At 44.7% G+C, this 21,646-nt stretch carries 20 protein-coding genes; 10 read left to right on the top strand and 10 right to left on the bottom strand.

The window, feature by feature from the left end; translation table 11 throughout:
* Nucleotides 1–19: 19 nt before the first annotated feature.
* The 6 genes from A7sIIA15_RS06990 to A7sIIA15_RS06965 are packed head-to-tail and all read right to left on the bottom strand — an operon-like array spanning nt 20 to nt 5,649.
* Nucleotides 20–1,012 (bottom strand): N-acetylmuramoyl-L-alanine amidase, encoded by a 993-nt coding sequence (locus A7sIIA15_RS06990; protein WP_095686403.1) that lies wholly within the window; start codon nt 1,010–1,012, stop codon nt 20–22.
* Between the two features lie 5 nt (nt 1,013–1,017).
* Complete coding sequence (gene trxA / locus A7sIIA15_RS06985; protein ID WP_017955795.1) at nt 1,018–1,341, bottom strand: thioredoxin; 324 nt, start codon at nt 1,339–1,341, stop codon at nt 1,018–1,020.
* 37 nt (nt 1,342–1,378) lie between these two features.
* On the bottom strand, nt 1,379–2,308 hold the full coding sequence (gene trxB / locus A7sIIA15_RS06980) for a thioredoxin-disulfide reductase (protein WP_095686402.1): 930 nt from the start codon (nt 2,306–2,308) through the stop codon (nt 1,379–1,381).
* A gap of 32 nt (nt 2,309–2,340) precedes the next feature.
* On the bottom strand, nt 2,341–3,978 hold the full coding sequence (murJ, locus tag A7sIIA15_RS06975) for a murein biosynthesis integral membrane protein MurJ (protein WP_095686401.1): 1,638 nt from the start codon (nt 3,976–3,978) through the stop codon (nt 2,341–2,343).
* Nucleotides 3,968–5,083: a DUF6049 family protein gene (locus A7sIIA15_RS06970; protein ID WP_095686400.1), complete on the bottom strand. Its 1,116-nt coding sequence runs from the start codon at nt 5,081–5,083 to the stop codon at nt 3,968–3,970. Before A7sIIA15_RS06970 ends, murJ begins: the two co-directional genes overlap by 11 nt.
* Complete coding sequence (locus A7sIIA15_RS06965; protein WP_095686399.1) at nt 5,080–5,649, bottom strand: NUDIX hydrolase; 570 nt, start codon at nt 5,647–5,649, stop codon at nt 5,080–5,082. The genes A7sIIA15_RS06970 and A7sIIA15_RS06965 overlap by 4 nt, the downstream gene beginning before the upstream one ends.
* A gap of 32 nt (nt 5,650–5,681) precedes the next feature.
* Here A7sIIA15_RS06965 and A7sIIA15_RS06960 point away from each other — a divergent pair, with 32 nt between their 5' ends.
* Complete coding sequence (locus A7sIIA15_RS06960) at nt 5,682–7,121, top strand: CCA tRNA nucleotidyltransferase (protein WP_095686398.1); 1,440 nt, start codon at nt 5,682–5,684, stop codon at nt 7,119–7,121.
* Here A7sIIA15_RS06960 and A7sIIA15_RS06955 read toward each other — a convergent pair.
* The gene (locus A7sIIA15_RS06955) at nt 7,086–8,315 is read right to left on the bottom strand and encodes an MFS transporter (protein WP_095686397.1); all 1,230 of its coding nucleotides are present in this window, start codon (nt 8,313–8,315) and stop codon (nt 7,086–7,088) included. The two genes, A7sIIA15_RS06960 and A7sIIA15_RS06955, sit on opposite strands and share 36 nt — an antisense overlap.
* Before the next feature lie 85 nt (nt 8,316–8,400).
* Between A7sIIA15_RS06955 and A7sIIA15_RS06950 the strand changes: the two genes are divergently transcribed.
* From A7sIIA15_RS06950 to rplI, 7 genes are all read left to right on the top strand, one after another.
* Nucleotides 8,401–8,814, top strand: coding sequence for a DUF5318 family protein (locus A7sIIA15_RS06950; RefSeq protein WP_095686396.1), 414 nt, complete (start codon nt 8,401–8,403; stop codon nt 8,812–8,814).
* A 9-nt stretch (nt 8,815–8,823) separates the two neighbouring features.
* Nucleotides 8,824–10,722 (top strand): transglycosylase domain-containing protein, encoded by a 1,899-nt coding sequence (locus A7sIIA15_RS06945; protein ID WP_095686395.1) that lies wholly within the window; start codon nt 8,824–8,826, stop codon nt 10,720–10,722.
* Entirely contained in the window at nt 10,722–11,915 is a 1,194-nt protein-coding gene (locus tag A7sIIA15_RS06940; protein WP_095686394.1) for a mannosyltransferase, read from the top strand. Before A7sIIA15_RS06945 ends, A7sIIA15_RS06940 begins: the two co-directional genes overlap by 1 nt.
* Before the next feature lie 101 nt (nt 11,916–12,016).
* Nucleotides 12,017–12,301 (top strand): 30S ribosomal protein S6, encoded by a 285-nt coding sequence (gene rpsF / locus A7sIIA15_RS06935; RefSeq protein ID WP_017955785.1) that lies wholly within the window; start codon nt 12,017–12,019, stop codon nt 12,299–12,301.
* A gap of 43 nt (nt 12,302–12,344) precedes the next feature.
* The gene (locus A7sIIA15_RS06930; protein ID WP_095686393.1) at nt 12,345–12,851 is read left to right on the top strand and encodes a single-stranded DNA-binding protein; all 507 of its coding nucleotides are present in this window, start codon (nt 12,345–12,347) and stop codon (nt 12,849–12,851) included.
* A 56-nt stretch (nt 12,852–12,907) separates the two neighbouring features.
* A complete protein-coding gene (gene rpsR, locus A7sIIA15_RS06925; RefSeq protein WP_017955783.1) occupies nt 12,908–13,195 on the top strand; it encodes a 30S ribosomal protein S18 in 288 nt (95 codons plus the stop codon).
* Between the two features lie 12 nt (nt 13,196–13,207).
* Nucleotides 13,208–13,654, top strand: coding sequence for a 50S ribosomal protein L9 (gene rplI / locus A7sIIA15_RS06920; protein ID WP_018225530.1), 447 nt, complete (start codon nt 13,208–13,210; stop codon nt 13,652–13,654).
* Nucleotides 13,655–13,698: 44 nt separating this feature from the next.
* Here the strand turns inward: rplI and A7sIIA15_RS06915 are convergent, their stop codons facing one another.
* Nucleotides 13,699–14,613, bottom strand: coding sequence for a phosphotransferase (locus A7sIIA15_RS06915; RefSeq protein ID WP_223298256.1), 915 nt, complete (start codon nt 14,611–14,613; stop codon nt 13,699–13,701).
* Nucleotides 14,614–14,635: 22 nt separating this feature from the next.
* Here A7sIIA15_RS06915 and A7sIIA15_RS06910 point away from each other — a divergent pair, with 22 nt between their 5' ends.
* Both A7sIIA15_RS06910 and dnaB read left to right on the top strand, forming a co-directional pair.
* Nucleotides 14,636–17,086, top strand: coding sequence for a GcvT family protein (locus A7sIIA15_RS06910; RefSeq protein ID WP_095686392.1), 2,451 nt, complete (start codon nt 14,636–14,638; stop codon nt 17,084–17,086).
* Nucleotides 17,087–17,361: 275 nt separating this feature from the next.
* The gene (gene dnaB, locus A7sIIA15_RS06905; RefSeq protein ID WP_095686391.1) at nt 17,362–18,810 is read left to right on the top strand and encodes a replicative DNA helicase; all 1,449 of its coding nucleotides are present in this window, start codon (nt 17,362–17,364) and stop codon (nt 18,808–18,810) included.
* Here the strand turns inward: dnaB and A7sIIA15_RS06900 are convergent, their stop codons facing one another.
* Both A7sIIA15_RS06900 and A7sIIA15_RS06895 read right to left on the bottom strand, forming a co-directional pair.
* Complete coding sequence (locus tag A7sIIA15_RS06900; RefSeq protein WP_095686390.1) at nt 18,811–19,731, bottom strand: EamA family transporter; 921 nt, start codon at nt 19,729–19,731, stop codon at nt 18,811–18,813.
* Between the two features lie 17 nt (nt 19,732–19,748).
* Nucleotides 19,749–21,575, bottom strand: a complete 1,827-nt coding sequence (locus A7sIIA15_RS06895; RefSeq protein ID WP_095686389.1) for an acyl-CoA dehydrogenase — start codon at nt 21,573–21,575, stop codon at nt 19,749–19,751.
* Nucleotides 21,576–21,646: the final 71 nt, after the last annotated feature.

The raw sequence follows: 21,646 nt of genomic DNA, 5'->3' as shown, positions 1-21,646 counted from the left end.
GCACGTAGCCGAGCACTTATTAGCGACGGATACCGGCTTTGCGCAGATCAGAAATACGCAGAGTTCCTGTTTTTGCATCATCTTCAGCAGCTAAATAGAGGCGCTGAATTGCAATAACAAGGGCTTCTGCAATCACATCACGAAAATCTGGTCGGGACATACGGCCAATATCGCCAGGATTAGTTTTATAACCCAAATCAATACGAACTGCTGGTGCTTTAGTTAAGCGCAATAAATCCCATGTCATGGCATGTGTGCGGCAGTTAGCAAAATCTGTGCGAGCACATATCTCGCGCTGAACTAGTGAAGCAAATCGTTCTCCAACAATTGAGTGCACGCCATGTGCTTCACTGCCATAAAAGTAAGTTGCAGCACCATGCGCGTTTTCATTCTTATAACTATCTTCATGAAGTGAAATCATCAAATCAGCGTTGCTGTTATTTGTGAAAGCTATACGTTCTTTTTCACTGGGATTATTAGTTGCACCACGAGTTAAGAAAACAGAAGCACCGAGTGCAAGCAAACGACCTTCTGTACGAACTGCAACATCATAAACAAGTGGATCATCACCATCTGGGTTTAAAACTATTGTTTTATTAGCAAGTGCTGGTCCGCGGTTCTTTTGATTTGCACTCTCACGCAAAATAGATGGCGCACCACCAGAAACAATTTTGGTTAAACGAATAAGAGCAATGATTGTTGCAGGACCACATTTACCATCAGCGGTTGCACCAACAGATTTCTGAAAATCTTTAACAGCTAATTCGGTGCGGGGACCATAAATTCCATCCACTCGCCCGCAATCAAAACCCATTTCAGTCAATCTCGATTGCAATGCAGCAACATCATCACCACGCATTAATGGTGGCTCTTGCAGATTGAGCGATCTATCTCCCAGTTTCCACTGCGCTTCTTCAAGTGCGCGAGCAGTGACCTCATCAACAAGACCCGTGACGCTTAAGCCACGGGCTTGTTGAAAAGATCGAATCTCGGATTCAGAAAGCTCTGGCATTTTATTTAGGCGAGAAAGCTTTCAAGTTCCTTCAACATTGCAGGCTTTGGCTTAGCTCCAACAATTGTCTTCACAATTTCGCCGTTAACAAAGACGTTCATAGTTGGAATCGATGAAATTCCATACTTAATCGCAATTGCTGACTCTTCATCAGTGTTGAGCTTTACGATCTTTAGCTTTGAACCATATTCATCTGAAATCTCTTCAAGAATTGGTCCCACAGCACGGCATGGGCCACACCATTCCGCCCAGAAATCCACCAATACAGGCGTGCTGCTCTTTAAAACCTCAGCATCAAATGTTGCTGTAGTTACTTTGCTCGTGGCCATTTATTACTCCTTGATGTGTGTGTTTAGGTTGAGAACTTTAGTGTCCTGAGAGAAATCTTTCAGCATCTAGCGCTGCGGCGCAGCCAGAACCAGCTGCTGTGATTGCCTGGCGATAGGTGTGGTCGACCAAGTCACCGCATGCAAAGACGCCCTTGATATTTGTTCTAGTGGATCGATCTTCCACCTTTACATAGCCTTCTGAATCTAGATCGATTTGGCCAATAATTAACTCACTGCGTGGAATATGTCCAATAGCAACAAATAAACCAGTGACATCTAATGTTGATTCAGATCCATCAACTGTGTTTTTAATCTTTAGACCAGAAACTTTGTCAGCACCAAGAACATCAATAACTTCAGAGTTCCACAGGAATTCAATTTTAGGATTATTAGCGGCACGCTCTGCCATGATCTTTGATGCGCGCAATGAATCTCGACGGTGAATCAAAATAACTTTCTCAGCAAAACGAGTTAAGAATGTTGCTTCTTCAACTGCTGAGTCTCCTCCGCCAACAACTGCAATAGTTTGTCCGCGGAAGAAGAAACCATCACACGTAGCACACCAAGAAACACCGTGACCAGATAAACGCTTTTCATTTACTAAACCAATTTCGCGATATGCACTACCTGTTGCAAGAATTACTGACTTTGCTTTAACGGTATTGCCTGAACCATCTTTCAAAATCTTGATCTCACCCGATAAATCCATTTCAACAATGTCATCAGTGATCAACTCTGTGCCAAAGCGCTTTGCTTGCTTTCGCATGCTGTCCATTAAATCTGGACCCATCACACCATCAATAAATCCAGGAAAGTTTTCAACTTCAGTTGTGTTCATGAGTGCACCGCCTGCAGTTACTGAACCCTCATAAATTATTGGGTTTAACTGTGCGCGAGATGCGTAAATGGCAGCTGTGTATCCAGCTGGGCCTGATCCAACAATTACAACATCTCTAACTTCACTCATATCTGCTCCCTATAACCCGTAACTTATCTTCTTTATTCCGCTGCGCCAGGACGTCGCAAAACAGAGTTCTTTAGATGTCTAATCATTGTGATTTCTTCAACACCAGCGGCTTTACCTGCAATCAAATAACCAATAAAAGCCGCAGCCATAACAACTGCTAACTCTCCTATTCTAGCTATTTGGCTCATTTCAACGCCAACCCAATCTAGATATTGCGTTAGCGCGAAGAGAGGCAACATCACACCAAAGGAGGCACCAAAGAGACGAAGGTGTTGGCCACCGAAATCTTTCAAAGAAATCTTCCCCGTGTGTTTTTTGAGTAGCGACAAAGTAACTAACAAACCAAGCAAATATGAGATTGAGAACGCTGCACCTAAACCTATTGTCACCCACTGGTTGCGAAGTGTGGCAAGTGAAAGGTATGAAAGTCCAACAGCAATAATGTTAATAATCAATATTGAAATTACTTGTGTGCGAGTATCTTCAAAGGCATTAAAGCCACGAATAAGAATCAAATTAATAGAAAATGCAACTAGACCAAAACTCAATGCAGATAAGACATAACCGATATATCTAGAGTCTTCTAATGGAATTCCAATAAAGAGAACTGAAGTAATAAGTGGGCCGAATAGTAAGAATGCAACTGCACTTGGAATCGTAATAACACCAACAAGTCGAATTGCTCTAACTAATTGCTCACGTACTTCTTCAGCTTTCTTCTCTAAGGCAAGTCGCGAAATGTGAGGCAAGATGGCTGTGATGATCGAGATTGTCACGATTGAATACGGCAACAACATGACGTAGTAAGCAAATGTATAAGGCGTGTATCCAACACCACGCTCTATTCCCTCTTGTGCACTTCGCACAGCAGCACTTGTAGCAACGTTAACTGTTACTAAATAGCCAAGCTGTGAGATCAAAACATAAATCAAAGTCCAGCCAGCTAGACCAAATGATTTACCAAGTCCCTTTACGCCCCACTGTGGGCGCAGCTTTATTCCGAGTCTCTTAATCACTGGAACCAAAACCATCGCCTGGACAACCACACTCAACGTAGTTCCCCATCCCAAGATCTGCACTTGGATATTTGAAATGTTGGCGATGCTTACTGAGGGTGCAAAGATAAGGAAGGCGCCAAATAAGACTATTCCAACGATGTTATTGGCTATTGGTGCCCACATGAGTGGGGCAAAGGAACCACGGGCATTTGCTACTTGTCCCAGCATCGTGAATAGGCCTAGGAAGAAGATCTGAGGCAAGCAATAGCGAGTAAATGCAATTGCAATCTCTTTTTCGGTTTCAAAGCCTGTTGTGAAGAACTCTGGTGCATAAAGACGAACTAGAGCAGGCGCAAAATACATTCCAACAGCAACTAGAACAAATAAAATAATTGAAATTGTTGTAATTAAGCGTGAAGCAAAACCATCTCCGCCATCTTCATGATCAAATGAGCGCACTAGTTGTGGGATGAAGATTGCAGTTAACGCACCGCCAACAAGTAAGTTATACAAAATATTAGGCATGGTGTTAGCAACGTTGTAAGTATCTGCAAGCAACGCTGTACCAAGAACAGCAACAATTAAGATGCCGCGAATAAATCCTGTAATGCGAGAGATGATTGTGCCAAGTGCCATGATTCCTGAGGCGCGGAAGAGTTCATTAGATTTCATCTTTGCGCCCCTTTCTCACTCGGCGAACACTTTGAGCAACAGCTGCAAGTAGGAGCAGGATGGCTGCTCCCGTGGTAAACCATGTCACACGTTTATCAATAACTGTTGAATTAATCTGAAGAATAGATGCCGGCACGACATCCACACTCGTAGCATCGGTGATTTGGGCAAAAATTGTAGTCTCCCCTGGTGCGATGACACCCAGGGTGAGCTCTAACTGCTTTTTGGAGTTAGCCGGCACAACGACACCAGCAAAGTTCTCAACAACCACTCTTGTATTCATTGGCGTCATTTCAATATTGACCATGACATCAACTGCAAACTCATTAATTACTGTTACTGGCAGTTTTGCTGATTCAGTTGTCACTTGATATTTACCTGGATTGATACGTAACTTTCGAACTTGGGCATCAACAGCAACCTTTGCGCTGTATGAGAAATAGTCACGTGAATCTTTATCTAACGATGGCGATAAAAGACGACTTAATTGGGCTCGCATCAACATCAATTCTGGATCTTCAACAGCGCGCGATAAGCGCGTCAGGGCCTTACGGCTATCGCTGTAGTTCTTTTTTAACACCGGGGTGAGCTTTGATTTACCTGTGCTCCAGCCACCATCTGGCTCACTGCGCACAATACGTCCCAACGCAACCTGCAACTGTGATTTTCCAAATGTGTAATACATCTTTAATTCACTTGGTGCTAAAGAAGTAGCAAGAGCAACATCAGGATTTCCATATGCAAGTGCAACAACTTCATTTGCTCTAGATACTTTCTGTAACTGAGTTAGCCAATCAACAGCAATTTTGGAACCAAGAGGCTCGGCATCAGTTGCTAACTTGTATTGACCAGTCATCGCAACAACTTCATCGATTAGAGCTGGATCGATAACCCAAATTTTAGAACGTGAAGCCGAGACATATACCAATTGGCCTAATCTTCCTGATGGTGTTAACTCTTGTGCCAAATCATCATTTCTAAATTCACCAGTAAAGGTTTGATGCGCCGGGCTAACGATTCGAACTACTGTCGAATCTGCTTGGACAGGTGAAAGCGGTGCAAGTAAGAAGAATGCGGTAAGTAGTGAACCTATAAGTTTTCTCATGCGCTCAACTCACCACTTCTTGCGATGAGCTTCTTTTCATCTGGATAGGCCAAGCGATCCACGATTTCAGCCAATGGGAACCAAGAGACTTCATCTACTTCACTGACTTGCGGAGTTAGCTCTCCGCTCACCTCAGTAAACATAAAGTGATGCACAGTTTTGTGAATGCGCTTGCCGCCAGCCATAAACCAAAAATCAATCACACCTAAAGATTTAGTAATAGAAGATGTAATTCCAGTTTCTTCTGCTACCTCACGGATTGCAGCTTGTTCCGGAGTTTCACCTTCTTCTATGTGACCTTTTGGCAATGACCACAAAATACGTTTTCCAGTTGAATCCTTATGATCGATTCGACCAATTAATAAGCCTTGTGTGCCAGAGGAATCGATAACTAATCCGCCAGCGCTGACTTCATCCACGCGCTTGGCATAAGGACGTTTGTTTTTTGGGTGAGGAGTTTTTTCAGGGTTGGAAGAACTCTGTGTTTGGGGGCCGCGGTTAGCGGGGCGCTTCCGCTTCCGCTTCTTTTTCGTACCTTCGCTGCCCGCACCAGGTGCCGGGATCATGGAGCAAGGGTACTGCTCTAACCTTACTTATTGTGAGTAACGCATTAGGAGCCGCGGGCGAGTTAGCCATTCGCTCACTTATTGAACGAGCCCCGCTGGCTAGTTCACTAGCGCAATCCTTTAAAGCCAAGGGCTTTACTTTGGCATTGGTTGGCGGACCTGTGCGCGATGCGCTCTTAGGCAGACTCGGTAATGATTTAGATTTCACAACAAATGCTTTGCCACAAGAAACAAAAAAGATTTTAAATGAATGGGCAGAAAATGTTTGGGATACCGGCATTGCATTTGGAACTGTTGCAGGCAAACGTGGTGAAACAACCGTTGAAGTAACTACGTATCGAACAGAACATTACGATGTTGATTCACGCAAACCATCAGTTGAATATGGCAAAGATATCAACGGTGATTTATCACGTCGTGATTTCACTGTTAATTCAATGGCGTTGGAGTTAACTACTGATAAGCCTGAGTTCATTGATCCATTTAATGGTTTAAAAGATTTAGCAGAAAAAACTCTGCGCACACCAGGCCTACCTAATGATTCATTTAATGATGATCCACTTCGCATGATGCGTGCTGCGCGTTTTGCTTCTCAATTAGATTTTGAAATCGAACCTGCTGTTCTAGCTTCAATTAAAGAGTTAGCACATCGCATTTCAATTATTTCAGCTGAGCGCGTGCGCGATGAGTTCACAAAGATTCTCATGTCTAATAATCCGCGCAAAGGCATTACATTATTAGTAGATACTGGCCTTGCCGATTTAGTCCTGCCAGAGATTCCTAAGCTGCGCCTTGAAGTTGATGAGCATCACCACCATAAAGATGTGTATGAGCATTCAATTACAGTGCTTGAACAAGCAATTGAACATGAGGATCGTCTAGGTGGTCCTAACCTTGTTATTCGCCTTGCCGCACTTCTCCATGATATTGGAAAACCAAAGACGCGTGCCTTCATAGAAGGCGGCGGGGTTTCATTTCATCACCATGAAGTAGTGGGTGCTCGCCTTGCTAAAAAGCGTTTATCTGAACTTCGCTTTGATGGTGACACAGTTGAAGCTGTTGAGCTTTTAACTACATTGCACCTGCGCTTTCATGGCTACGGAGATGGAGAATGGACTGATTCTGCCGTTCGCAGATATGTCCGAGATGCCGGTGATTTACTGACTCATCTACATGTACTTACCCGTGCTGATTGCACCACTCGCAATAAAACAAAGGCTGCGCGTCTTGCAAGTGTTTATGACTCACTTGAAGCACGTATTGAAGTTCTTATGGAGCAAGAAGAGCTCTCAAAGATTCGCCCAGATCTAGATGGTGAACAGGTTATGCAGTTATTGAAGTTAAAACCTTCACGAGATGTCGGCGCAGCTATGGATTTTCTTATGGAGTTACGTCTTGAACAAGGACAAATCGGTGAAGAAAAAGCTACCGAAGCACTACTTAACTGGTGGAAAGACCGATCCGCGAAGTAAGCGCACTCCCACTAATAGGTAAGCCGCACTCACACACAGCGGAACAGTTGCACCTAAACCAGATGTTGGAAGCAACAACGCTGCAATTAATCCACCAGAGACAATTGCACCATTTACAACCACGTCATAGACGGCAAACACACGACCACGGTAGTAATCATCAATTTTGGATTGAACGAGTGCGTCATTGGTAACTTTTAGATTTTGACCAAAGAAAGAAACTAAAAACGCTGTGAGAATTAATGTAATTTGAGTTTGTGTAGCGGCCAAAATTAACGGACACGCAGCACTTGTAAGAATGGCTAAACGAATCCAACGATGGCGACCAACTCTTCTGACACCGTAGGGTGCTAGAAATGCGCCAAGAAATACGCCTATTCCAGCAAATGAAAGTGCGAAACCAAATCCTTTCAGGCCTTGCTCAGGAAAATTAGGATCATTAAAAGAATTTCGCTCAAGCAATAGTGCTGTAAGAGTTAGCGCAGTTAATCCACCGCGGTGCACGGCTGTTGCCAAGATTCCACGGGCAGCATCAGAGTGAATGCGCAGGAATTGGAAACCTTCGCGCATCTCTGTAATGCCTTGCATGAAGCTTGCTTTCTTCTTTTCATGTTCTAATGGGCCAATTTCATATTTGTTTAGCCGGCCACTTAAAAGCGCTGCGGTGAAATAACCACCGCTAGCAATGAGAATTAAGAGCGCATCAGCATGATTGGCAATGGCTAATGAATCAGTAATTGCTCGTACTCCCACACCAATACCGCCGCCAACCACAACTAAAACAGATCCACCGGTAACAGCAGTTGCATTTGCAGTGATGAGAGATTTTGAATCAATAAGCAACGGTAATCCCGCAGAGAGTGCTGCAAGGATTAAGCGGTTGATACCAAAGGCAATGAGAACAACAGCAGTTAAGGCAACTCCCGTTGTTCCACTAAAAACAAAGAGGGCAACGAGTAATAAGTTGGCACTTCGAGCAAGGTTTGCGAAAAATAATGCACGTTGGCGTGAAACACGATCCAAGATGGTTCCAACAAATGGCCCAACGATTGAATACGGCAATAAGACAACTGCAAAACCAAGGGCTGCATTTAAAGCATTTGCTTGGCGCTCAGGAGAGAAAAGAACAAAAGAAGCCAAAGCGCTTTGAAAGATGCCATCGGTTGCTTGCCCAGTCCAGCGGATTGCAAGCAAGCGGGAGAACCTAGGGTGTCTGAGTAAACCAAGGAAACTCATAATGAAGAGCGTACTGGCTTAATTAGGTTTATTCTTAACCCCCATGAGATCTCAACGTTCGTTCATCGATTATTCACTCGACAAGCGTGCCACTTTGATGGCCCTCTTTCGTGGTGTTGTTGATGCGTGCGACGCTGACCCCTACTTAATGCGTGCAGCTAAGTGGCATGGCGAGAAAGTGAGCCGTAACTGCCCGGTATGTAAGAAGAATGAACTAGTTGAACTTCGATATGCGTTCGGTGAACAGTTGGGTCAATACTCAGGTCGCATTAAGAATGAAAAAGAGTTAACTGAGATGGAGAGCGAGTTTGGAGAGTTTCGCGTCTATCTCGTTGAGGTGTGTAGAGGTTGTTCTTGGAATCACCTGTGCGCCTCATTCATTTTGGGTGATGGCCATGAACGCAAGGCACCCCGCAAGGTACGCACCTTGGAGGACGAGGATTACGCCACAAGGTAGCCTTAAGTAATGCGTAAGTTCCTGATCAGATCAGCTGTCTTTCTAGGCGGCTTTGGCTTCATTGCAGGATCTGTTCTTTTCGCTCTGGCTTACTTCACTGTAGATATTCCTGATGCAAATGCATATGTAAATTCACAGTCAACGATTATTCAATATTCCAACGGTGAAGAAATCGGTCGCGTTGGAACCCAGAACCGACAGATTGTTCCGCTGGCAAAGATTCCACTCAATGTGCGCCACGCAGTTCTGGCCGCAGAAGATCGTGGTTTTTATTCCAACCGCGCTTTCTCTGTCACTGGAATCTTGCGCGCAGTTGTTAACAACTTAAGAGGTGGTTCACTGCAAGGTGGATCAACCATCACGCAGCAATATGCAAAGACCGCCTTTTTAACACCAAGTCGAACGATTCAAAGAAAAATTAAAGAGTTAGTCATCGCTATTAAGTTAGAGAACCAACTCTCTAAAGATCAAATCTTTGAAAGTTACTTAAATACTATTTACTTTGGTCGTGGTTCATACGGTGTTATGACAGCATCCCAGCAGTATTTCAACCGTAACGTTGATCAACTAACAAATTCACAAGCTGCAGTCATCGCATCTATTTTGCGCTCTCCTGGTTTATATGACCCAGCATTTAAAGAAGGAAACCTAGAACGTGTGCAAGCACGATTTGAATACGTCAAAGAGGGAATGATTGAAGCTGGCTGGCTAGATAAAGATGCGGCAGCAAAGATGAAGTTCCCAACTATTGCACCACGCTCAACATCAGGACAGTTAAGTGGACCTAAGGGTCACATCATTGAAGCAGTTACTAAAGAGTTAGCTAAATTAGGTTTTAGCCAAGATCAACTTCTTGTTGGTGGCCTTGTTATTAAAACAACGCTAGATCAAAGAGCGCAACAATCTGCCGTCGATGCAGTTAACAAATTTTATCCTTCTAATGCGCCAGAGAACTTACGGATTGGTTTAGTGGCAATTAGGCCTGGAACCGGTGAAATCGTGGCACTTTACGGTGGCCGGGATTACTTACAGCGCCAACTCAGTGATGCAACACAATCTATTGCACTGGCTGGTTCAACTTTTAAACCTTTTACAATCATTGCAGGACTTGAACAAGGCATTCCTTTAACCTCAATGTGGAACGGTGATTCACCACAAACATTTGATGATTTAGGAAAGCCATACATTGTTTCTAACTACGGCGATGAAGGTTGGGGCCAAGTTGATCTGATGTATGCAACTAAGCACTCCATCAACACCATCTTTGTTCCACTAGGAATTAAAGTGGGACCAGCTGCAGTTGTTGATGTTGCACGGCGCGCCGGTATTCCAGAATCAGTTGCAATGATTCCAACACCTTCTGTTGTTCTAGGTGTTGCAAGTCCGCGCGTTATTGATGTTGCAAATGCATATGCAACTTTTGCTGCTCAAGGAATTAAGTCAAAGCCTTATTTAGTTTCCCAAGTTATTGGTTCTAACAAGGGCGTTTTGTATGAAGGAAAGCAAGAGACACAGGAAGTATTTAGCAAAGAAGTAATGGCTGATTTAACCTACGCACTCAAAGGAACAATTACCGGTGGAACAGGTTCAGCAGCACTTGCATTAGGTCGCCCAGCTGCAGGTAAGACTGGAACATCTCAGTCCAACGCTTCTGCTTGGTTTAGTGCTTACACACCGCAGTTAGCCGCCTCCGTTGCACTCTTTCGCGATAGTGCATCCGAATCACTTAATGGAATTGGTGGATTGACCTCTGTAACAGGTGGAACTTTCCCAGCCAGAATTTGGACAGCGTTTATGAAGGGTGCACTTAAGGGCGAACCAGTCATGGATTTCCCAGCACCTTCAAATATCGGTGGACTTGATCCAGTTGTGATGACTTCTGGCGGAAAGCAAAAACCTAAACCGTAATGGCAATGCGCACGCGGGCATTACTTGCACTAGCTATTTTTGCCGCACTGCTCTCTTTTGTTAAGTTTTCACCCTGTCAGGACACTAACTGGGCCACCCCAGGTCAATACATCCACGCTTGTTATAGCGATCTTCCTTCTCTTTTTGGTGAGCGAGGAATGGCTGATAACAAGTGGCCCTATGCAAGTGATACCAACTCAGTTGAATATCCAGTTCTGACTGGATTAGTTATGTATGCAACTTCTTTTGTTGCCCACTCACCTATCTCTTACTTTAACTTCAATGCATTTCTATTAGCGCTGCTCTTTATTGGGCTTGTGTTTATCGTTTATCGAATAAAACCTGAGTTCACTTACTTACTTCCCCTTGCACCAGCAATGATTGCCTCCCTCTATATCAACTGGGATCTTTGGGCAATTGCCACCATGATGCTGGCAATTTATTGGTTTGATCGAAAAGCTTATTTGTATAGCTCAATTGCTTTAGCAGTTTCAATTTCTACTAAGTTCTTACCAATCTTTTTGTTATTACCTATTCTCTTTATTCTCTGGCGCTCAAATCAAATCAGAGAGATCTTTAAATATGCTGCAACCACGTTTGCACTTTGGTTGGCAATTAATCTTCCCTTTGCTCTAACCACTCCAACTGGTTGGTGGCGCTTCTATAAACTTAACTTAGATCGAGAAGCTGACTGGGGTTCACTATGGTTAGCTTTTAATCATTTAGGACTCGGCCTTGCTAATCTGAACTACTTATCAATCTTATTGTTACTCATAGGATTAACTGCTTTTGTAATATTCCTCTTTGAAGTAAAGAACACACCCACTCTGGCATCTGTTGCCTTTATCGTTTTAGCAATCGTGATGATTGCTAGCAAGGTCTATTCACCGCAGTATGTATTGTGGTTAACACCGCTGGCAGTTATTGCACTTACTAATAAAAAGGATCTGCATGCTTTTTGGATCTGGCAGATTGCAGAGACGCTGTATCACGTTGCAATCTGGCAACACTTAGCTCTTTTCACTGGCGCAGCTTTTGGTCTGCAGCAGGGCGGCTATGCCACCATCACACTGATCCGCATCGCTGCCACCATCTACCTGGCCTGGGTCCTCATAAAGCGGGCTCTGGCAGCCCGAAATACACAGGGATCCCTGTTCGATTTACTCTTTGAGGCCTCTAAGCCTTACCCTTAACCTCCTTGATCAGGCCCTGGTGGTTTGATTGAGGAAAGTATTAACCCTCCTGTCACGGAAATGCCGTGGCCGTCTTAGTCCAGAGGAGGTCGGGTTAACGCATGCGTCACTATGAACTTATGGTCATTCTTGATCCAGAACTTGAAGAACGCACAGTCACACCAAGCCTAGAAACATATCTCAAGATCATCAAAGACAGCGGTGGAACCGTCAACAAGCTCGACTTGTGGGGCCGCCGTCGAATGTCTTTTGAAATTGCGAAAAAAGGCGAAGGTATTTATGCAGTCATTGATATGAACTGCGAACCAGCTGCAATCAAAGAGTTGGATCGCCAACTCAATTTGAATGAAGCAATTCTGCGCACCAAAGTAATTCGCCCAGAATAATTAATTAAGCACGGACTCCACGAGTAGAGATGAGGAAATAGTTATGGCAGCAGGAGATACAACAATCACAATGATCGGCAACCTTGTCGATGATCCAGAGCTTCGCTTTACCCCCTCGGGTGCAGCGGTTGCAAAGTTTCGTGTAGCTTCAACCCCACGCTATTTAGATAAGCAAACTAATGAATGGAAAGATGGCGAGAGCCTTTTCCTTCAGTGTCAGATCTGGCGTCAAGCAGCTGAAAATGTTGCAGAGTCACTGACAAAAGGAATGCGCGTCATTCTCTCTGGTCGCTTGAAGCAACGTTCTTATGAAACTAAAGAAGGCGAAAAGCGCACTGTCTTTGAGGTAGAAGTTGATGAAGTCGGACCATCACTACGTAACGCAACTGCAAAGGTCACTAAGACCCAACGCGCTGGCGGAACAAGTGGCGGATTCTCTGCACCTGCTGCAGCTGATTCATTTAACGAAGATCCTTGGGCAGCAGCTTCATCTACGCCAAGCGGCGGAGGTTGGGGAGCATCCTCAACAACCGACGAGCCACCGTTCTAAACCAACCTATCCATCCATTCCTAGTTCATAACTAGGGCCCGAAAAGGAGCACCACAATGGGAGCAAGAAATAACAAGACTCTTCGTGAACCGAAGAATAAGGGCGCAAAAGCCGCTGCCCTGAATAAGAAATTTAAGAAGAAGCCATGCAGCTTCTGCCAGCAGAAGGTCACCTATATCGATTACAAAGATATTGCGACCCTTCGTAAGTACATCTCAGATCGCGGCAAAATCCGCGCTCGCCGCGTTACAGGTGCCTGCACACAGCACCAGCGTTCAATCGCAACTGCGGTAAAGAACAGCCGTGAAGTAGCACTACTTCCTTACACATCAACAGCGCGATAAGGGGAACTGACTATGAAACTCATCCTTACTCGTGAAGTTGCAGGCGTTGGTTCTGCAGGAGATGTTGTAACTGTTAAAGATGGCTTCGCACGCAACTTCTTGTTGCCACGCGGAAATGCAATTGCATGGTCACTTGGTGGAGAAAAGCAGATTCAGAGCATTCGCCGTGCGCGTTCAGCTCGTGAAGTACGCGATATCGACCACGCTAAAGAGATCAAGGCCAAGCTTGAGTCAGCAACTGTTGTTGCTAAGGCAAAGGTTGGCGCAAAGGGCGCTCTGTTTGGTTCAGTAACAGATAAAGATGTTGCTGGTGCAATCAAGGCAGCCGTTGGTCTAGATATCGATCGCCACTCTATTAAGACCGCCGGACATATCAAGAAGACTGGAAACCACGATGTGAAGGTCGCACTTGGCCACAATATCGTTGCAAAGATTACAGTTTCTGTAGTCCCAGAATAAAAAGTACTTAGTAAGAAGGCCCGTCGCTTATGCGGCGGGCTTTTTTATTTCGTTGTAACAGCTACCAAAGCTTTCTTGAAGTACTCACTTGTAAATTCACTTCTAGCTAAATCGTATTTAGACATTCCCCACTCCCAGAAATCAAATTCAATCTCACTTACTGAATCTTGAATTGATGCCCAGAGAGTCCATCCATACTTTGCCATCAAGGCCCATAGCCAAGCACGTGCAACTTTGTCGGGGCGATGTGCGCCGTAGTAGGCGGTGACTAACTCTTCTAGCGCCTCAATAGGTTGAAATGCCTCTGCCCAAACGTTGCCAATCTCGAAGCAGGCATCGTTATTTCCTGAGTATTCATAGTCAATAAGCCAGATTTTCTTTCCATCATCAATGAAATTGCCTGGCAATAAATCATTATTACAGGGCACCAATCCTTCAAAGAGAACTTCAAAAGCTTTTTTGATTTGCGCAACCATAGGTTCAAAATCCACATAACCATCTGGAACTCTAAAGCCCTGATCTTTTACTATCTTAAAATAATTACTCTGTGTATTAAACATATTGAACTCATGATCAAAAGGCTCAAGTGCGTGCAGGTTGCGCAAACTTGTAGCAATGCGGGGCAAGTTCGCGGCAACATCATCTGCCCCAAAGGTTTTGCCGCTGATGTAGGAAATAAGAAGTAAACCTTCACCGGGAATGTAATCCAACACTTCGGCTCCCACGCCGCCTTTGCCGGCAATTGTGGTGTTTATAAATTCAGAGCCTCTATCGATTGCTAGAAAGTTCGAGGAGTTACTAGAGACTCGGGCCACATATTTATCGGCAGGAGTTTCTATAAGAAAGTTTCTATTGGTTAATCCCCCGGATAGTTCTTTAATAGATGTGCGGGCTTTGAGCAGGGCGATTTTATTGAAACGTTCACCGAACTCTTGCTCAAGGACACTATCGTCAGACACGCATTCAGGATACATTTCATATGTGGCCGTGTCAGTAGTTCCAACCCGAGCAAAAATCATCATTATTGGTGGTGGCGTGGGCGGAACTTCGGTTGCCTATCATTTAGCCGAGCTTGGCGAAAAAGATGTCATTTTGCTGGATAGAAACGAACTCACCAGTGGCTCCACATTCCATAGCGCAGGCCTTGTGGGTCAACTGCGCGCAGATCCAACGCTGACGCTGATGAATATGCACTCCGTTGATCTCTATAGAAAACTGCAACAAACTGAGACGCCCCCAAGTTGGCGTGAGTGCGGCAGTATTAAGTTGGCATCGACTCCTGAGCGCATGCAAGAGATCCGCAGACAAATCGGTTGGGCTAAAACTTTTGGTTTAGAATTAAAAGAGATCTCTCCTAAAGAGGCTCAAGATCTCTTTCCTCTCATTGACCTAGAAGGTGTTGTTGGCGCCTGTTATATGGCCTCAGATGGCCAAGTCGACCCTTCACAGCTGGCAATGGCGCTGGCGGCCGGTGCGAGACGACAAGGCGTTCAAATCTTCACACACACCAGAGTCCTTGAGATTAAAACAACGAATGGAAGAGTCAGCAGTGTTGTCACCGATAAAGGTGAGATTGAATGCGAAATAGTTGTTAACTGCGGTGGAATGTATGCACCGCAAATAGCACGCATGGTCAATGTTCGCGTGCCAATTGTTCCAATGAGTCACCAATACTTAATTACAGAAAACTTTATGCCACAAGATGCCCCATTTTTGCCTTCACTTCGTGATCCAGACAATTTGATTTACTTCCGCCAAGAAGTATCAGGACTTCTGATGGGTGGATATGAGCGCACATCAAAGGCTTGGTCTGCTGACTACAACAACATTGATGACATTCCTGCAAACTTTAATAACTCATTGTTGGCAGAAGATTGGGATCGTTTCACAGATATCGCTGAAGCATCACAAAAGCGTGTTCCTAAGATGGCAGAAGTTGGAATTAAAAGCTTTATCAATGGCCCAGAGGGCTTCACACCAGATAATGAGTTCTGCTTAGGTGAAACTTCCGTTGGTGGTTTCTTTGTCGCTGCAGGCTTTTGTGCCCACGGTATTGCAGGAGCAGGTGGAATTGGCAAAGTAGTTGCAGAGTGGGTTGTTGCAGGTGAGCCAACGATGGATCTATGGCATATGGATATCAAACGCTTTGGCGCATCTTATGAATCCCCTGATTTCACTTTGCAGCGCATCACAGAAAACTATGAGCAGTACTACGACATCCACTACCCAAGTGAAGAACGCAAATCAGCTAGACCTAAATTTATGTCCCCTGTCTATGAGTGGCACAAAGCAAATGGCGCAGTATTCGGTGAGAAATCATCATGGGAGCGCGTCAATTTCTATGCAACCAATATTGGCAACGATGCACTGCGCCCAAAGGATTGGCTAGGAAATCACTGGTCAAGTGCGGTGCAAGTAGAGCACTATGCAACCCGTAATAACGCTGGTTTATTTGATGAATCTAGCTTTGCTAAAGCCCGCATAAGTGGGGCTCGAGCAGGAGAATTCCTCAACTATGTATGTGCAAATAATGTTGTCAAAGGTGTTGGCAAAACAACATACACACAGGCTCTTAACTCAAAAGCTGGCATTGAATCTGACTACACCGTCACACAGACAGCAGAGAATGAATTCATGATCGTCACAGGAACTGCCTTTTCGGTTCATGACTTTGGTTGGTTAGAAAAGATGCGCCGCGAACATTCCTTTGATGGTGTTGAGATTACAAATATTACAAAGGAACTTGCTTGCTTTGGAATCATGGGACCAAAGTCCAGAGCGATTTTGCAATCGTTAACCAGCACAGATCTCTCTCACGCAGCTTTTCCATTTATGAGTTCACAGGAAATTACTGTGGGTGATATTAAAGTGCGCGCAACAAGACTTACCTATGTTGGTGAGCTGGGTTGGGAACTCTATGTTCCAACCGAACAAGGATTAGAGCTGTGGGAAAAGATTATGGCGGCAGGTAAAGCACAGGGAATAAAAGCCTGTGGCTACCGCGCAATCGAATCCCTAAGACTTGAAAAGGGTTATCGCGCTTGGGCAGGTGAGATAAACACGGAAACTAATCCTTATGAGGCAGGGCTTGGCTTTGCAGTCTCACTTAAGAAAGAGAAATTCCATGGCAAGGAAGCAGCTATTGCTGCGCAAAGTAATCTTTCACGTAAATTAGTTGCAATCACATTTGATGACATGACATGTGTGCCATTTGGATCAGAACCAATTCGCATTGGATCAAAGATTGTTGGGCGTATTAAATCTGGTGGCCAGGGCTACACAATCAAAAAAGCTATTGCTTATGCCTACCTACCAATCGAGCACACAGGCGTTGGAACAAGTGTGGACGTTGAGTTCTTTGGTAATTGGCGCACGGGTGTTATATGTGCAGAGCCACTCTTTGATCCAGCTAACGAGCGTATTCGTTGTTAAATCTCACGATTTAAGATTTACAAAAATACTTTTATGCACAACGCACTGTAAAAAGATGCGCCTCTGACCTGCACTTTTTCAGATTAGGGGTTACCTCTCACCACTTACCCACAATTCATCCACCGCTTTGTACACAGGAAAACACGCTTATCCACCCACTTACCCACAGCTTTATCCCCATCACCCCGCATGATTTCTCGCCTATAAGAGGTGCTGGCACCTAAGTTACGCCTACAAGGAATTCACTTGTCAGTGGCTAATGGGAGGTTATACGCGTGAGCATCGCAGAACTTCCTAGTAATCGCGCACCGCGCGATACAAACATCTCCTCTATTGGTGCAGATTTTGAGCGCACACCACCACAAGATCTCATTGCAGAACAATCTGTTTTAGGTGGAATGCTCTTATCTAAAGATGCAATCGCAGATGTTATTGAAATTATTCGCGATCGCGATTTCTATCGTCCGGCACATGAGTTAATTTACGATGCAATTATTGATTTGTATGGCCGCGGTGAACCAGTAGATGCTGTAACAGTCTCATCTGAGTTAACTAAGCGTGGTGACATTGCACGTGCTGGTGGTGCTCCTTATCTTCACACTCTTATCTCTTCAGTTCCAACAGCAGCTAACGCTGGTTACTACGCAAAGATTGTTCGCGAACATGCAATCATGCGCCGCTTGGTTGAAGCTGGAACAAAGATTGTTCAACTCGGTTACACCTCAGAAGGTGAAGTCGATGACATGGTGGATCAAGCACAGGCTGAGGTCTATGCAGTAACAGAGCGCCGTGCATCAGAGGATTACGTTCAACTCTCAACTCTTCTTCCACAAGCTCTCGATGAGATTGAAGCAATCTCAAAAGGTATTGGTATTGAAGGTGTGAAGAGCGGATTTAAAGATCTTGATGCTCTTACTCATGGATTCCATCCAGGTAACATGATTATCTTGGCTGCACGTCCTGCAATGGGTAAATCAACGCTAGGTCTAGATATTGCCCGTCACACCTCCATTCATGAAGGACAAACCTCTGTCATCTTCTCTCTTGAAATGTCTAAATCAGAAATCACCATGCGTATGCTCTCAGCCGAAGCACGCGTTGGTTTAAATAACATTCGTGCCGGCACACTCTCCGATGATGAATGGTCACGTCTTGCACGTCGAATGGGTGAGATCTCTGAAGCTCCCTTGTTTATCGATGATTCACCAAATCTTTCAATGATGGAGATCCGTGCTAAAGCACGACGCCTTAAGCAGCGCCATAACTTAAAGCTCATTGTTATCGACTACTTGCAGTTGATGTCATCAGGTAAAAAGGTTGAGAACCGCCAACAAGAAGTATCTGAGTTCTCTCGTCACTTGAAGTTAATGGCTAAAGAGCTCAACATCCCTGTTATTGCCATCTCACAGCTCAACCGTTCACCTGAACAACGCTCAGATAAGAAGCCGATGCTCTCTGATCTTCGTGAATCAGGTTCTATCGAACAAGATGCTGACGTAGTTATCTTGCTACACCGCGATGATATGTATGACCAGCAAAACCGAACAGGTGAAGCAGATTTAATTGTTGCTAAGCACCGTAACGGACCAACCAGAACAATCACAGTTTCAGCACAACTTCACTATGCACGCTTCTATGACATGCCACAAAACCCTGGTGGTGGACAAGACTGGACACAACAACGCGAAGCTGGAACTACGGAAGATACTTCCTTCGGCGCTTAATTAATGCGCAGCTGAACGGGCCTTATCGGCCAAGATAATTCCGATTATTACTGTTACTCCACCAACTAATTGAATGAAGTTCCAGGTTTCAGATAACCAGATCCAAGCAAAGACACCAGCTAATACCGGCTCTGCCATTCCCATAACACTACTTGTGGAAGCAGAGAGTAATTTCAAACCTTTAAGAATGAGCATGTAAGGAACAATTGTTCCCATAATTATTACCCAAGCGATTAATACCCAACCAGGTAGATCAAATGCTTCAAAGCGACCCTGCAGATTCATTGATTTGGTAAAGATATCTACGGGATATGACCACAGCGGCATTGCAACTGCTAATGCAAGAGATGCAAAGCCAAGTCCATAAACCATGAGTGATTCAACATCGCGCGTGGCTGTGAGTTTTTCACCGAGTAAGAAAAAGCCAGCTAAAACAATTCCACATAAAAGCGCTGTGCTAACACCAATAGGATCTAAGGTTTGACCTTTCCAAACCTGGGCAATCAGAACAAGACCACCAAATGCTAAGAAGATCGCAATCCACATCAGCGGTGGAACAACCTTGTGCTTAACAAAGCGCAGCCACAACACAATCCAGATTGGGGCTGTGAACTCAAGGATTAAGGCCACAGAGACGTTAAGACGCTGGATAGCCACGAAATACAGGGTCTGGACGAGTAGAAAACCAATGATTCCGTATGCAAAAAGCCAAGGAAGCTCTTGCCTTTTAGCTTTTAATTTTTCGCGGTAGCGAATAAACATAAAAATTCCAAGAAAGATAAAAGCTCCGCCGCAGCGCACCTGCGTTAAGCGCATGGATGAAAGCCCAGAAGTTAGAACTAACTTGGCAATAACTCCATTAAAGGAGAAAGCGATAGCGCCTAGTAAGGTGAGGATTTCTCCTTTATAGCGCGTGAACATCTAGCAAGGATAGCGGTTTAAAAGGCACTCTCAGGTAGTTCCATGATGGAGCCATCAGTTGCTTCCACAATCTTGCGATCTGCGGTGATATGAGGCAAGTAGTTCTTAACAAAGAACTGCGCTGCAGCGATTTTGCCTGTATAGAAATCTTTATCTTTGCTTGTTGCAGTTGGCAGTTTTTCAACTGCAATATCTGCTTGGCGCAGAAGTAGCCAAGAAGTGATGATGTCACCCACGGCCATGAGGCAGCGAGATGTGTTTAAACCAACCTTATAAATCTTGACTGCATCAGTTTGTGATTCCATCGCATGACCAACCAACACAGCAATAATGGCATTGAGGTCATCGAGTGCCTTGAGAAGTGCTGTTTTCTCTTCAGCGTTAGAACCACCGGTTTTGGCAAATGTTGCAATCTCTTTGCCAAGCAAACCAATTGCTCGTCCGCCATCTTTAACGATTTTGCGGAAGAAGAAATCAAGGCCTTGAATAGCTGTTGTGCCCTCATACAAGGTGTCGATCTTGGCATCGCGAACATATTGTTCAATGGGCCAGTCACGAGTAAATCCAGCACCACCAAATGTTTGAAGTGATTCAGTACCAAGAAGTGTCCATGACTTCTCTGATCCGTAACCTTTAACTACTGGCAGTAACAAATCATTGAGTGCAATCATGTCTGCAGAGCGCTCTTTATCTCCTGCCTTTTCAGCTAACTCAATCTCATCTTGGATTGAGGCTGTGTAGAGAACAAGTGCGCGCATACCCTCTGAATAGGACTTTTGAACCATTAACGAGCGGCGCACATCAGGGTGCTTAATGATGGTCACACGAGGTGAAGCCTTGTCATTCATTACCTTCATATCCCCGCCCTGCACGCGCTCTTTGGCATATGCCAGAGCTTGTTGGTATCCAGTTGAAAGCGTTGCAATTGCCTTAGTTCCAACCATCATGCGAGCAAACTCAATAACTTTAAACATCTGTGCAATACCTTCATGCACTTCACCTAATAGATAGCCAACTGCAGGCTCATGCTCACCTAAGTTAACTTCACAGGTAGCTGAGACATTAAGGCCCATCTTGTCTTCTAGCGCAGTGACATAGACACCATTGCGCTTGCCCATCTCACCTGTTTCAAAATCAAACATAAATTTAGGAATCAAAAATAGTGAAAGACCTTTAGTTCCAGGTCCCCCGCCTTCACGACGAGCAAGGACAAAGTGAACTACGTTGTCATAGAAGTCGGCGTCCCCTGAAGTGATGTAGCGCTTTGTTCCAGTGATGTGCCAGGTTCCATCAGGTTGTGCCACAGCCTTTGTGCGACCTGCACCAACATCTGAACCAGCATCTGGTTCAGTTAGCTGCATCGTTGCACCCCAGTGCTTATCCACCATCAACTTTGCAATCTTCTTTTGTTCATCTGTTCCAAGAACGTATGCAACTTGAGCAAATGCATAACCTGAGGCATAGATATGAATTGCAGGATTTGAACCTAAAACCATTTCAGCAATTGCCCAGCGCACTGATGGAGGAATCTTCATTCCACCTAGTTCAACTGGTGCATCAACGCGCCACCACTCACCATCAACATATGCCTTATAAGATTTCTTAAAGCTTTCAGGAAGCGTGACATTTCCTGTTTCTTTATTAAGAATCGCACCAACACGATCGCCTTCAACAAAAGATGCTGCAAGATCGTTCTCACATAAGCGCTTCATTTCCTCGAGCATGCCCATTGCAGTGTCACGATCAAGATCTGCGTACAAAGATGTACCCATGACTTTCTCGCGCCCCAGAAGGTCAAAGAGGCAGAATTCAATATCTCGCAGGTTGGCTATGTAATGGCTCATGGGCAAATAATGCTACCCACCAGTAACTTATGCAACCCTAATGAGCGTATTTCGATGCCCCGTTGGCTCTC

It is taken from the genome of Candidatus Planktophila vernalis, from assembly GCF_002288185.1.
Classification (GTDB): Bacteria; Actinomycetota; Actinomycetes; order Nanopelagicales; family Nanopelagicaceae; genus Planktophila; species Planktophila vernalis.
This window is presented reverse-complemented; position numbering and strand designations above follow the sequence as displayed.